General features: G+C 43.4%; 10 protein-coding genes, 1 tRNA gene and 1 pseudogene. 7 read left to right on the top strand and 5 right to left on the bottom strand.

Annotated features, from left to right (window positions below; translation table 11 throughout):
* Window positions 1–4 precede the first annotated feature (4 nt).
* Both HMPREF1128_RS10425 and epmA read right to left on the bottom strand, forming a co-directional pair.
* Window positions 5–379 (bottom strand): annotated as a pseudogene (locus HMPREF1128_RS10425) (transposase).
* A 93-nt stretch (window positions 380–472) separates the two neighbouring features.
* Window positions 473–1,453 (bottom strand): elongation factor P--(R)-beta-lysine ligase, encoded by a 981-nt coding sequence (gene epmA, locus HMPREF1128_RS07785; RefSeq protein WP_035530405.1) that lies wholly within the window; start codon window positions 1,451–1,453, stop codon window positions 473–475.
* 148 nt (window positions 1,454–1,601) lie between these two features.
* Here epmA and HMPREF1128_RS07780 point away from each other — a divergent pair, with 148 nt between their 5' ends.
* Window positions 1,602–2,552, top strand: coding sequence for a hypothetical protein (locus tag HMPREF1128_RS07780; RefSeq protein ID WP_007526024.1), 951 nt, complete (start codon window positions 1,602–1,604; stop codon window positions 2,550–2,552).
* 38 nt (window positions 2,553–2,590) lie between these two features.
* Here HMPREF1128_RS07780 and selA read toward each other — a convergent pair whose 3' ends face one another.
* Window positions 2,591–3,985, bottom strand: a complete 1,395-nt coding sequence (selA, locus tag HMPREF1128_RS07775) for an L-seryl-tRNA(Sec) selenium transferase (protein ID WP_007526062.1) — start codon at window positions 3,983–3,985, stop codon at window positions 2,591–2,593.
* 67 nt (window positions 3,986–4,052) lie between these two features.
* Here selA and HMPREF1128_RS07770 point away from each other — a divergent pair.
* Window positions 4,053–4,147: transfer RNA gene (locus HMPREF1128_RS07770), tRNA-Sec, on the top strand.
* 63 nt (window positions 4,148–4,210) lie between these two features.
* A complete protein-coding gene (gene mioC, locus HMPREF1128_RS07765; protein ID WP_007526080.1) occupies window positions 4,211–4,657 on the top strand; it encodes an FMN-binding protein MioC in 447 nt (148 codons plus the stop codon).
* Window positions 4,658–4,691: 34 nt separating this feature from the next.
* Here the strand turns inward: mioC and HMPREF1128_RS07760 are convergent, their stop codons facing one another.
* A complete protein-coding gene (locus HMPREF1128_RS07760; protein WP_007526050.1) occupies window positions 4,692–6,557 on the bottom strand; it encodes an SLC13 family permease in 1,866 nt (621 codons plus the stop codon).
* A 116-nt stretch (window positions 6,558–6,673) separates the two neighbouring features.
* Here HMPREF1128_RS07760 and selB point away from each other — a divergent pair, with 116 nt between their 5' ends.
* From selB to trkA, 3 genes are read left to right on the top strand one after another with little or no spacing between them, the layout of a single operon-like run.
* Window positions 6,674–8,533 carry a selenocysteine-specific translation elongation factor gene (selB, locus tag HMPREF1128_RS07755; RefSeq protein ID WP_007526084.1) on the top strand — a complete coding sequence of 620 codons (1,860 nt, stop codon included), beginning with the start codon at window positions 6,674–6,676 and terminating at the stop codon, window positions 8,531–8,533.
* 1 nt (window position 8,534) lies between these two features.
* Window positions 8,535–9,836 carry a 16S rRNA (cytosine(967)-C(5))-methyltransferase RsmB gene (gene rsmB / locus HMPREF1128_RS07750; protein WP_007525998.1) on the top strand — a complete coding sequence of 434 codons (1,302 nt, stop codon included), beginning with the start codon at window positions 8,535–8,537 and terminating at the stop codon, window positions 9,834–9,836.
* A 10-nt stretch (window positions 9,837–9,846) separates the two neighbouring features.
* Window positions 9,847–11,223 carry a Trk system potassium transporter TrkA gene (gene trkA / locus HMPREF1128_RS07745; protein ID WP_007526011.1) on the top strand — a complete coding sequence of 459 codons (1,377 nt, stop codon included), beginning with the start codon at window positions 9,847–9,849 and terminating at the stop codon, window positions 11,221–11,223.
* Between the two features lie 73 nt (window positions 11,224–11,296).
* On the opposite strand, the gene HMPREF1128_RS07740 is transcribed toward trkA, so the two are convergent.
* Window positions 11,297–12,790: a PTS transporter subunit EIIC gene (locus tag HMPREF1128_RS07740; RefSeq protein ID WP_007526077.1), complete on the bottom strand. Its 1,494-nt coding sequence runs from the start codon at window positions 12,788–12,790 to the stop codon at window positions 11,297–11,299.
* A gap of 188 nt (window positions 12,791–12,978) precedes the next feature.
* On the opposite strand from HMPREF1128_RS07740, the gene hslV reads away from it, so the two are divergent.
* Window positions 12,979–13,500 (top strand): ATP-dependent protease subunit HslV, encoded by a 522-nt coding sequence (gene hslV / locus HMPREF1128_RS07735; protein WP_007526054.1) that lies wholly within the window; start codon window positions 12,979–12,981, stop codon window positions 13,498–13,500.
* Window positions 13,501–13,625 lie beyond the last annotated feature (125 nt).

Below are 13,625 nucleotides of genomic sequence, written 5' to 3'. Positions count from 1 at the left end.
GGCTTCAATCTTTCAATGATTTTTCTTTTTTCTGTCGTTGTTTTTGACGGTCGAGCGCCTCCAACTCCTTTAGGTAAGCAATCTCCGCACGAGCTAAGGCGAGCTCTCGTTGTAACTTTTTAAACGCTTTAGGTGAAAAGTCTGTAGTTTATGGAATTTCAATGTCTTTCTTTTTCATTTTTGGCTTCGCTATTTTCGGTGTTTGAAGGTTTGTATGAGGCGATTTTACGCCATCAAGCCCTCTTTCCCGAAATGCTTTTAGCCAATAAATGACGAGAGCATGGGAAATTTGATGAAGTTTAGCCACCTCACGGATACCATAATCCTGTTCGGTGACGAGTTTGATAATTTTCAAACGAAATTGATAAGGGTAGGACATAATCTGCACCTCAAAGTAGGTGTCCAGATTTTGGGGTGCAGATTAGCAAGCGGTCTAATTTGTAAAAACTTTTGCAAATTAGACCGCTTGTGTTTATGCGTGATCGATACCAAATGAGATCACTTCTTCAATACTTTTTGCTCCAAGGGCTAACATAATCAAGCGATCCACACCTAGCGCGACGCCTGAGCAATTTGGCAAGCCTGCGTTTAATGCTGCCAGAAAACGGCTATCAAGTTGTTGTTGTGGCAAGCCCATTTTTTCCCGTTCTAAATTATCAGCATTAAATCGACGCATTTGTTCTTGCGCATCACTTAATTCATGGAAGCCGTTAGCCAGTTCTAATCCTTGATAATAGAACTCAAAGCGTTCGGCAACACGGTGATCTTCTGAACTCACTTGTGCCAATGCAGCTTGAGTGGAAGGGAAGTGATAAACGGCTATTGGGCAAGTTTTACCAATGTTTGGCTCTACGACCTCGCTAAAGAGAAATTGCAACAAGGTATCACGCATTTCATCATCTTCACATTGCAAGCCATGTTTACGTGCTTTTTCCACAAGCTGAGCTTTAGTGGCAGAGAGCGGGTCGATACCAACATGGGTTTGGAAGACAAATTGATAACTAAAAGATTCTGCTGGTGGGCAATCTAAAATTTGTTGCAGTAAGTCGTCCACTTCATTGATTAAACGATACATATCAAAATAAGGACGATACCACTCTAGCATCGTGAATTCAGGATTATGACGATGGCCAGCTTCTTCATTACGGAAGACTTTGCACAACTGAAAGATTGCCCCTGAACCTGCTGCTAATAACCGTTTCATATGATATTCTGGGCTAGTCATCAGATGTAGCGTTTTTGCTTCACTAGCGAAAGGCGCTAAAAATTGTGTGCTGAAGGTAGAAAGATGAATGTCAGTCACCGAAAATTCGCTTAAGACTGGTGTTTCAACTTCTAATACGCCACGATCGGTAAAAAATTGGCGAATTTGGCGCATAATTTCTGCGCGTTTAAGTAAATTTTCGATAGAAGCGGTTGGCTTCCAATCAATTTGTGTTAAATCTAGTTGCATAATGAGTCTAAATGAAAAATGATGCGCTATCATAGCGCAACTATGCCTTGTTCTCTATGTATCTCGGTAAAATTTGCAAATTCCTAATGAAATCTAACCGCTTTTTGCTTTATTATGATGGGAAAGTTGCGAATCAAAGGAATTGGCTATGAAAACATCTTCTCTTATTATCACCGCGCTTGGTGTGGCTGTTAGTGCTAATGCGCTAGCTGAAGATACCAACTGGGTGGATAAACAACATCAAAATGTACAAAATAAATTACATCATTGGTCAAATGGCATTAACGATTGGTTAGGCGAAACCGACCCAAATAAACCTGCAAAAGCATCATTACGTGTCATGGTGGACTCTGAGCGGGATAAACACAACGGATTTTCTGTGAAACCGCGTGTTCGGGGGAAAATTAAATTACCTGTGCTGAAAAAACGCCTTAGCGTGGTATTCGGGGATGAAGATATCGAGAACCGAGAAGGCGATAAAGGTCGTGTGGGTGGAAACTACCGAAATTTAGAGCGTGAGAAATATTACAATAGCAAAGAAGCTCGTAACGACAGCGCTTCTATCGGTTTACGTTGGTCTCGAGAAATTGCTAAATATGGGATTGAAAGCGATTTGGATGGCGGTATCCGTTCGCGAGGGGATATTTTTGGTCGTTTGCGTATCAGTAAACTTTGGGTATGGAACGATACGTACAGCACCCGTTTAGAGCAAATTTATCGTTACGGGCATAAAAGCCGGCACTACTTGCGCACCAATTTAGAAAATAAATTCATTGATGGTGAAACTACCTTCATCATGAATCATAGCTATTTTGAATACAAAAATCGTAAGAAAGATGAACGCCGTTATTGGGGGAATAGTCTTTATCGTCAACACGATTTTGGCAATATGAAAACCTTTAACTACGGATTATATGTTGGTGGGCGTTTAGACCGTAATCACTCTAAACTGAATAGCTGGGGGCCATTTGTGACTTATCGTCAGCCGATTTATAAAGATTGGCTCTTTATTAAACCAGAAATCAGTTTCTACAACGATAGAGATAACGATTATAGTCATTACATTCGTACCTTTGTTCGAATTGAAGCGATTTTCTAATTCAGCAAAAAATAGGGCGTGCATTGCACGCCCTTGTTTTATTTGAGTTCTGCGGTTTCTAACATTGCCAATAATGACTCAAATTGCGCAACGGATCTTAAATCTAACCAGAATTTTTGTTGAGCAAAGCGTCCAATTATTGGATTTGGTAGTTGCTTAAATTGATTTTCCAGTGCCAATAAATCTGCTTGAGAGTCTGCACTGATAGTCAGCGCCACAGAAGGTAATCTCTCGCTCGGTAACGCGCCGCTACCAATTTGGGCAAGGCTGGGTTCAATTTGCAATTTATAGCGCGAATCTAACCGCTTGCAAAGCACGGCATGCAACTGTTCCGCCTTTTGCGTGAGCGCTTCAACAGATTGAGTTAAGAGCGTTAAGGTTGGCAAGGTTCGCGTTAATTTTTCTGGAGTGAGATAGTTTTGCAAGGTAGCTTCCAGCGCTGAAAGAATCACTTTATCGCAGCGTAATACGCGTTTGAGCGGATGCGCTTGTAACTGGTCAATGAGTGCTTTTTTCCCCACAATAATGCCTGCTTGTGGGCCGCCTAAAAGTTTGTCGCCAGAAAAAGAAACTAAATCGACACCGGCTGCCACTTTCTCTTGAACCATTGGCTCTGCGGGTAAGCCAAGGGCTTGCATATCAGTGAGAGAGCCACTGCCTAAATCGCTGATAACAGGTAAGCCGAATTCTTTCCCTAGTTCAACTAATTCAGCCTCACTAACGCTGCTGGTAAAACCTTCAATATGATAATTACTGGTATGTACCTTCATCAAAAATGCAGTGTTTTCTGTGATCGCTTGGCGGTAATCTTTCAGATGGGTGCGATTAGTAGTGCCGACTTCTACCAAAGTACAACCCGCTTGTTTCATAATGTCTGGAATACGAAATGCCCCACCGATTTCTACCAGTTCCCCACGTGAAACAATCACTTCTTTACCAGCGGCAAAAGTCGCTAACATCAATAACACCGCAGCTGCATTGTTATTTACTACGCAAGTAGCTTCAACCCCGACTAAACGTTGCATTAAGGCACTAATATAATTATCGCGATGCGAACGGCTGCCTTGTGCTAAGTCGAACTCTAGCGCAACATTATGGCGCATGGCATCGCTTGCTGCTTCAATCGCTTTTTCAGACCATAAACTCCGCCCTAAATTTGTATGCAACACGGTGCCGGTGAGGTTAAACACGGGGCGCATATTGGGTTGATGCGTTTGGTTTAAACGTTCATGCAGCGCCGCAAACAGGGTGGATTCATTGGCTAAATAATCGGGCAGTTGGTGCTGTTGTTGAATGAAGCTGCGTGCTTCAGTTAATAACGTGCGCAAGGCATCGACTACTGCAGTATGTGCAAATTGTTGTAAAAATTCGACCGCTTGCGGATGGCGGAGGAGTTTATCAATAGAAGGAACTTGACGGAAAAGAGATTGCATATTCGACTCGTAAAAGAAATTTTGGATAATTTTAATAAATAAAGTACAATACTGCCACATTTTCCACGGAGGGGCGTCATCTCCGGTGAGGTGGCAGGACTTCAAATCCTGTTAAGGACGCCAGCGTTCTTGGGTGGGTTCGACTCCCATTCCCCTCCGCCAAATTCCAAGCCTCGCATTATGCGGGGTTTTTTATTTTCAAAATCGACCGATATAGGGGGAAACATGACCCAATCTATCTGTATTATTACTGGCAGCACCTTAGGCGGTGCCGAATATGTTGCTGACCATCTCGAACATTGTTTAACCGAACAAGGTTTTCAAGTTTCTCTGTTTAATCAAGCTACATTAGCCGATATTCAAAACCAATCTGCGTTAATTGTGGTCACGAGCACGCACGGTGCAGGCGAGTTACCAGAAAATATTCAACCCTTGTTTAATACCTTAGCGAATAGTGATGTCGATTTATCTGCGATGCGATTTGGTGTCGTTGGATTGGGCAGCAGTGATTATGATACTTTCTGTGGCGCAGTTGCAATTGCTGAAAATGGGCTAAAAGCAAAAGGCGCGCAGCAAGTGTGCGAATCAGAACGCATTGATGTGGTCAATAATTTTGACCATGATGCAACTGCAGAAGCTTGGTTGCCTAGTTTCTTAGCGGGATTGAAATAAAATTAAGGGGCGTGTTGTGTACGCCCCTTAATGTTTATAGCGGAAATAAGATAGGCACCAAGAACGTGGTAATGAGCATTGTCATAATTGTCATCGGTAAGCCCACTTTGAGGAAATCGCTGAAACGATAGTTACCAAGTGCGACCACCATCGTATTAACTGGCGAGAATGGGGTCATAAATGCAGCAGATGCCGCAATCGCCACCACCATCACAAATGCGCTTGGTGATTGTCCTAATTGGCGGGCAACTTCGATCGCAAATGGTGCCATTAACACTGCAGTTGCGCCGTTAGAGATGAATAATCCGACCATCGCGGTTGCAGCAAATAACCCCATCAATACCCAATAAATGCTGATGTTTGCGCCACCGGTTAAGGCGACAAACTCTTGCACCATCATGGCGACCCCGCCTGTTTTTTGTAGCGCAATTGAAAACGGCATCATCCCGATAATCAAAATAATGCTTGGAAAATGAATTGCATTGTAGGCGGTTTTCATATCAATACAACGGAAAGCCCCAAGCAGTAAACAGCCAATAAAACCTGCAATTACATTCGGTACGATTCCGCTCATCATCAATGCCACCATCACTGCAACGGAAAATAGTGCATAAGGCGCCTGGCTTGCGGCGGGCGCGGCTAATTTGCTCTCTTTAGGCATGTCGAGCAAAATCAGATCTTTCATATTTTGCGCCATCACAGTAATTTTTTGCCACACGCCCATCACAAGTAGCACATCACCCGATTTTACCGTTTCTTTGAGCAATTCTTGTTGCAGAATTTGAGCATCACGCTTAATGCCCACAACGCTCAAGCCGTAACGTGAGCGGAAATTGAGGCTATCAATCGTACGCCCGATAGTTTCCGTTTCAGGTTTTACGGCAAATTCTGCCATTCCCACAGATTTAGCGTGGGTAGAAAAATATTCGCCTTTTAATTCAATGATTTGCAGTTTGAATTCTTGGCAAAGTTCTGTGAAACGTGCTTCATCGACATCAATATCCATCAATAAAATATCTTTTTTGCGTAGTTGGTCGTTACCAAAAGCCGCTAGCGTGATGTTGCGGAAATTTTTATAACGCTGAATGGCAATAATGTTAAGGTGATAGGCTGAACGCAGTTTGAGCTGATCAATCGTTTTGCCGATAAAAGGCGAGAGTTCTGTAAGAATAACCATTTTCGCGCGTCCGTTTAGATGATATTCGGCAATCAAGTTCGACATCGTTTCTTCTTTGCTCGTTGACGTTGAGGCTTGTTCGCCGTTATCTAACCAGTTACGCGCAATTAGCATATACAGCATCGCTACAACCATCACAACAAAGCCGATTGGTGCGAAATCAAAGAATTCAAACCCCGCATAGCCTGCTTTGACCAGTTCGGCATGGGTCACAAGGTTTGGCACGGTTGCGATTAAAGTCGTCATCCCACTAATCAAGCCTGCCATACTTAACGACATCATTAAACGGCGTGGGGCAATGTTCATGCTGCTGCAAATTGCCACCACAACTGGAATGAAAATCGCCACAATCCCCGTGGAGCTCATAAATGAACCGATGGTGGTAATAGCAAACATTAGCAACATAATAATTTTCGCTTCATTAGCGCCAGCAATCTGCATCAGGTGTTCGCTGATTTGATAGGCAATACCCGTTCTAGAAAGCGCTTCTCCCACCACATACAACAGCGCTAATAACAACATATTTGGGTTACTAAAGCCGGCAAGCACTTCTTCAAGTGTCAAAATACCACTGAGGGCGAAACCCACGAGAATAATCAGAGCAATCACATCTAAGCGGAGTTTGTTTTGAAGAAAGAGAAAAATAGCGACAGCAAGCCAAGCTAGCACCCAGAACAAGGGTTGTAACATAAAGTTGGGAAGATAAGAGAGAAGAGATTCCATAAACGCCTCAATTTGCAAAAAATTGTGCAAATTATACCGCTTGTTGTCGTCGTTGGGGCAATAATTGGCGGGCTTTTTGTGGTATGATGCGACATTATTTTTGAAAGGGGAAATGTATGATTTTTGTCACCGCAGGCCATGTTGACCACGGCAAAACCGCATTATTAGAAGCGCTGACCGGCACCAATACCGCTCACTTACCGGAAGAGAAAAAGCGTGGGCTTACCATTGATTTAGGCTACGCTTACATGCCTTATACCGATGCGAATGGGCAAGCTGCTGTGCTAGGTTTTATTGATGTACCTGGGCACCAGAAATTTCTTTCTAATATGTTAGCTGGCTTAGGTGGTGTGGATCACGCTTTGTTGGTGGTGAGTGCCGAAGAAGGGGTAAAGCCACAAACAGTGGAGCATTTAACCTTATTAGGCTTGCTACATTTTCGTCAAATTACTTTGGTCATCACCAAAGCGGATCGTGTTGAACCTGCCAAAATTGAAACGCTGATTAGCCAAATTCATCAGAAGTTTCCGCAACTTGCGGACGCACCATATTTTGTCACTTCTGCTTATACGGGACAGGGCATCACTGAATTACGGGATTATTTAATTGCGCATGCAGCGGCTTCACAACTGACAGAAAAGCCATTCCGTTATGCGATTGACCGTGTCTTTAGCGTGAAAGGCGCGGGGGTTGTTGTCACAGGCACAGCAGTGAGTGGTACAGTTCATGTCGGCGATTCGCTTTATCTTTCTAATGGCGAGAAAGTGCGTATTAAAGCGATTCATGCACAAAATCAGCCATCAGAACAAGGCGTTGCGGGTGAGCGTTTAGCGTTGAATCTGGCAAATGTAGAGAAAGCCGAGATGACCCGTGGCGATTGGCTCACGGCACTTGCGCCAGACTTTGCAACGGATCGCATTACCGTACGTTTTCAAGCACAAGCGCCGTTGAAAGAAAGCAATGCGGTGCATTTGTATCATTTTGCCTCTCACACTACCGCTAAATTTAACCTATTAAGTGATAAACAAGCGGTCAAATTTTCGCAAGGATTTGCAGAAATTATTCTAGATACACCATTGCATATTGCCGTGGGTGATAAGCTCATTTTGCGTAGCGGAGACGACCAACAAACACTTGCAGGTGCGGTGGTAGTCGAAATTGATTCTCCAAAACGTCATAAACGTACAGAAGCCCGTTTAGCTGAAGTTGCTCAATTAGCGGCAGCACAAACGCCATCTGCCTATGCGGCGGTTTATTTAGCGCAAAAAGCAGTAGAAGCGGCAAAACTCCAATGGATGTTGCAATTAAGCGAAGCAGAACTTGCTGCGCTTGATTTAGGTAGCAGCCAAAAATGGCTGTATCAAGCAGGGTTTAAACAACAGTTACAAGCGCAAGTGTTAGAAAAAATGGCAGCGTACCATGCAGAACATCAAGACCAGTTAGGTGTAACTAAAGCGCGTTTGTATCGTATGGCATTGTTGGCGCAGCCTGAAGCGTTAGCGAATTTTTTAATTGATACCCTCATTGAAGAAAAACAGCTGTTGCAAACCCGTGGCTGGATTCATTTACCAGATCACCGCATTGAATTTGATGCAAAAGAATTGCCGATTTGGCAACAAATCCAACCGCTTTTTGCCGCAACCACCCAAGCGCTTTGGGTGCGCGAAGTGGCGCAAGCCTTGAGCTTAGATGAAACTTTTACGCGCAATTTATTATACAAAGCTGGCAAACTAGGATATTTGATTCCTATTGTGAAAGATAGATTTTTACTCAGCGAACAAATCGCTGCATTTGCCGACCTGATTCGAGCCTTTATTGCCGAGCATGGCGAGATTTCGGTCAATCAGCTGCGTGATGAAATTCAATATGGACGTAAGTTAACCGTACAACTGATCGAATACTTTGATCGTACTGGTTTTTTACGCCGCAAAGGCAACGTTCATTTACTTCGAGATCAAGAAACTTTTAAAGCCTAATATGAAACCTTATTCATCCCGTGCCGTTGCGGCACAAATTTTGTTACAAGTGCTTGACCAAGGCAAATCGCTTTCTAGCCTCTTACCGGAAGCTGCGAGCCAATTAAAAGAGAAAGATGTGCCTTTGGTGCAAGAAATCACTTTTGGCGTTTGTCGCGTGCTGCCTCGCCTTGAGCGTATTTTAAGCTTGTTGTTGGATAAACCGCTTAAAGGCAAAACCCGTTTGGTGCATTGCTTATTGTTGGTTGGGCTTTATCAGCTGCTTTATTTGCGTATTCCGCCACACGCGGCAGTTGATGAAGTGGTTGGTGCGACTAAACCGCTGAAACTAGATAATTTCCGCGCATTAACGAATGCCGTGCTGCGCCGTTTTCTACGTGAGCAAGAAGCTATTTTGGCGAAAGTGGATAAACATTGGCAAACCTTGCATCCAGAATGGCTGGTTAATCAACTGAAAAAAGCTTATCTAAATTGGCGAGATATTGTGGAAGCCAATAATGCGCGTCCGCCAATGTGGTTACGTGTGAATCAGCAGCAAAGTTCTCGTGAAAATTATCAGGCGTTATTGGGCGAATTAGTAAATCTTTCTCCAAATCCGACCGCTTGTGTACCAGATTGCGCAATTTTATTGAACCAGCCAACGGCGGTTAGTCGCTTACCGCATTTTGATGAAGGGCGTGTCACCGTGCAAGATGCGCATGCGCAGTGGTCAGCTGAATTACTAGATGCGCAAGATGGCGAATTGATTTTAGATGCTTGTGCAGCGCCTGGTGGCAAAACCACGCATATTTTGGAAAAAGCGCCTAAAGCAAAAGTGATAGCGCTGGATATTGAAGCGAGCCGTTTACAACGTGTCAAAGAGAATTTAGCGCGTTTAGGCCAGCAGGCGGAAGTCATTTGCGGTGATGCTAGCCGTCCTGAAACATGGTTGGCAGAGGGCGTGATGTTTGACCGTATTTTGTTGGATGCCCCTTGCTCCGCCACTGGAGTTATTCGCCGCCATCCAGATATAAAATGGCTCCGCCAAGAAAGTGATATTCCAGCATTAGCGGCATTACAAGCTCAAATTCTTTCCGCTTTATGGGCAAGACTGAAACCAAATGGTGTGTTGCTTTATGCAACTTGTTCGATTTTGCCAAGCGAAAACCGTGAACAGATTGAGCGTTTTGTGGCAGAAAATGCGAATGCACAGCTCACAGAGATGGATTTCCACACTGAAAAAACGGCAATGAAGCAATTCTTCCCACAAAACGAGGGCGGTGATGGCTTTTTCTATGCCAAATTAACCAAACAGGCGCGTTAAGCAAAAAGTTATGAAAATTATTATTTTAGGCGCAGGGCAGGTCGGTTCAACCTTAGCTGAATCGCTTGCCAGTGAAGAAAACGATATTACACTGATTGATGACAACCAAGACCGACTCGATAAACTGCAAGATAAGCACGATTTACGTGTACTTAAAGGGCATGGGGCTTCTCCGCGTATTCTGCGTGAAGCTGGCGCAAGCGATGCAGATATGTTGGTGGCAGTAACCGAAAGCGATGAAGTGAATATGGTGGCAAGTCAAGTGGCTTTTAGCTTATTTAATATTCCAACTAAAATCGCGCGGATTCGTAATGCGGACTATGTGCGTGAAAAAGACGAGCTGTTCAGTCGTGAAGCGTTGCCCGTCGATCACCTTATTGCGCCAGAAATTTTAGTGCGCAAGGATATTCTACGTTTAATTGATTATCCGGGCGCACTGCATATTGCCCATTTCGCCAATGAAATGGTGAGTCTGGTGAGTGTTCGCGCTTATTATGGTGGCCCGTTGGTGGGAAACCCTATTTCAGCGATTCGAGATCATCTGCCGCATATTGAAGCGCGATTTGTATCGATTTTCCGTCAAGAACGCCCAATTATTCCGCAAGGTTCAACGATTATTGAAGCGGGCGATGAAGTATTTTTTATCTGCGCGACCCATCACATTAAAGCAGTGATGAGCGAGCTACAACGCTTAGAACATCCGCACAAACGTGTGATGATTGTAGGTGGTGGCGCTATTGGCTTGGGGCTGGCAAAAGATTTAGAACAGCGTTGCAGCGTAAAAATTATTGAGCGCGACCAACGCAAAGCACAAAAATTAGCAGAGCAGTTAGAAAAAGCGTTAGTGTTGCAAGGAAATGCTTCTGATCAGGCACTTTTATTTGAAGAACATATCGAAAATATTGACCTCTTTTTAGCACTTACCAGCGATGATGAAGCGAACATTATGTCTGCCTTATTAGCTAAAAGATTGGGCGCGAAAAAGGCTATTGTGTTAGTGCAACAAATGGCGTATTTACACTTGGTGCAAGGCGGCACCATTGATATTGCGCTCTCTCCACAGCAATCAACCATTTCTGCACTTTCAAGCTATGTGCGTAAGGGCGATATTGTAAAAGTGGCTTCACTTAAACAAGGCTTAGTGGAAGGCGTCGAAATTGTCGCGCATGGTGATGAGGAATCTTCAAAAGTGGTAGGACGCACGATTAAAGAGCTAAAATTGCCACAAGGGGCAATTGTGGGGGCGATTGTCCGTAACCAAACCGTGATGATTGCGCATAAATCCACGCGCATAGAAGAGAACGATCATGTGATTATTTTCGTCAATGATAAAAAACAGGTATCGGATATTGAAAAACTCTTCCAAATTGGCGCATTCTTCTTATAACCGATTTGGTAAAACATTGAAAAAATCTGACCGCTTGTAAACAGAAAAATCCCCGCATTTGCGGGGATTTTTGCTAGTCTTCTTTGCCTAAAATCTGATTGATTTCACTCTTATAGAGTACGGCTTTTGCACCATAAATGGCTTGTACGCCACCGCCAACTTCTAGCACATCAATTGCACCAAGCGCTTTTAATGTTGGTTTATTGACTTTTTCTACTGCTTTAACAGAAACGCGTAAACGGGTAATGCAAGCATCAACATGTTCAATGTTTTCTGCACCGCCTAAGGCTTGAATAATCGCATGAGCATTTTCAGTGAGCGAGGTGGTTTGCGGGCTCAATTCCTCTTCTTGTTCATCACCTCTGCCCGGTGTCATTACATTAAATTTGGTAATGAGGATACGGAAGCTAAAGTAGTAGAGTGCCGCCCAGAAAATCCCTACAACAATGACGAGAATCCAATTCGTATTTTCATTGCCTTGTAAGATACCGAATAACAAGAAGTCAATGAAACCGCCAGAGAAGGTGTTACCAATCGAGATATTTAATATATCTGCAATGTAGAACGATACCCCATCTAAAAACGCGTGGAAGACATAAAGCCAAGGAGCAACGAATAAGAACATAAATTCGATTGGCTCGGTAATACCGGTAATAAATGAAGTTAGTGCGGCACCTAAGAATAACCCACCAATCGCTTTACGGCGCGCTTTTGGTACGCAGTGATACATGGCTAAACAAGCAGCAGGTAAACCGAACATCATGGTATCAAAACGGCCAGCAAAGAAACGTGTTCCTTCAGTAAATAAGCCTTGATGGTTTGGGTCTGCTAATTGTGCGAAGAAGATTTTTTGCGCACCAATAATGGTTTCACCATTAACCACTTCCGTACCGCCTAATTCACCATACCAGAAGAGCGGGTAAATCATATGATGCAAACCAACCGCGCCACTTAATCGCATTAAGAAACCGTAAAGGAAAGTACCGAATGCGCCGAGAGAAGCGATTTTCTGACCTGACGTGACTAACCAGCCTTGGAAGGTTGGCCAAATTAAAAAGAAGAAGACACCAACAAAAATAGCAGCAAAGGCGGTAACAATCGGCACAAAGCGAGATCCACCGAAGAAGCCTAGAATTTGCGGTAATTGAATGTTGTGGTAACGGTTATGTAAGCTGACAGTAATCAACCCCATCACTAACGCACCAATCACACCGGTATCAATGCTTTTAATTTCTGGATTAAATAACGGAATTAGTGCCGCAATTGTGCCGGTCATAATTAAGTAACCTACCACTGCGGCTAATGCTGCTACGCCTTTATCCCGTTTTGCCAAGCCAATGCCTAGCCCCATACAGAGTAATAATGCCAAATTGCCGAAAACGACACTACCTGCCGCCGACATAATTTGGAAAATGTTTTGTAATGTTGGATGGTCAAGCATTGGGTAGGCTTGAATGGTCGCTTTATTTGATAGCGCTCCGCCAATTCCTAATAACAAACCTGCTGCCGGTAAAATGGCAATCGGTAGCATAAAGGCTTTGCCAACCTGTTGAAGTTGTTTAAACATAATGTATCCCTCCATTGAGTTATGTTTGAAATATTACGCCATTTAAAGGGATAAAAATGTGATCGCATTCGCATTTTTGTATGCTAAAAATGAAATACTGGGCAAACTAATTTTAACGGCTCTCTTGAAAAACGGAAAAAATCCCCCAATCTAGAGGGCAGTTTTTATTTAAAACCAAGGATAAAAAAATGACAACGATCGTATGCGTTCGCAAAAATGGCAAAATTGCTATCGGTGGAGATGGCCAAGCAACTTTAGGTAATTGCGTAGAAAAAGGTACAGTGCGCAAAGTCCGCCGTTTATATAAAGATAAAGTCGTCACAGGCTTTGCAGGTTCAACAGCTGATGCATTTATTTTGCGTGATTTGTTTGAGAAAAAATTAGAATTGCATCAAGGGCATTTAGTGAAATCTGCCGTTGAATTAGCAAAAGAGTGGCGCACAGAACGCTCATTACGCAAGTTAGAAGCGATGATGATTGTTGCAAACCATGAAGACTTCTTATTAGTTTCAGGTTCTGGTGATGTGATTGAGCCGGAATTTGATGTATTAGCTATTGGTTCTGGCGGTAACTATGCCAAATCGGCAGCATTAGCCTTATTAAGAACAGAAAATAATCTGACTGCGAAAGAAATTGTGGCAGAAGCACTGAAAATTGCAGGTGATATTGATATTTACTCAAATCACAATCACGTTATCGAAGAAGTGTAAAAAAGTCCCCCTCTTTAGAAAAGAGGGGTTAGGGGAGATTTGAAACGATCTTCCCTTTGCAAATATTAGCGAAAAAATCACCGCTTGTAACAAATCTTCCCCAGCCCCTCATAAGTAAATAGGGG

Source organism: Haemophilus sputorum HK 2154 (genome assembly GCF_000287615.1).
In the GTDB taxonomy this organism is placed as follows: domain Bacteria; phylum Pseudomonadota; class Gammaproteobacteria; order Enterobacterales; family Pasteurellaceae; genus Haemophilus_A; species Haemophilus_A sputorum.
Note: the sequence above shows the minus strand (reverse complement) of the source record. Positions and strands in the feature narration are given on the sequence as shown.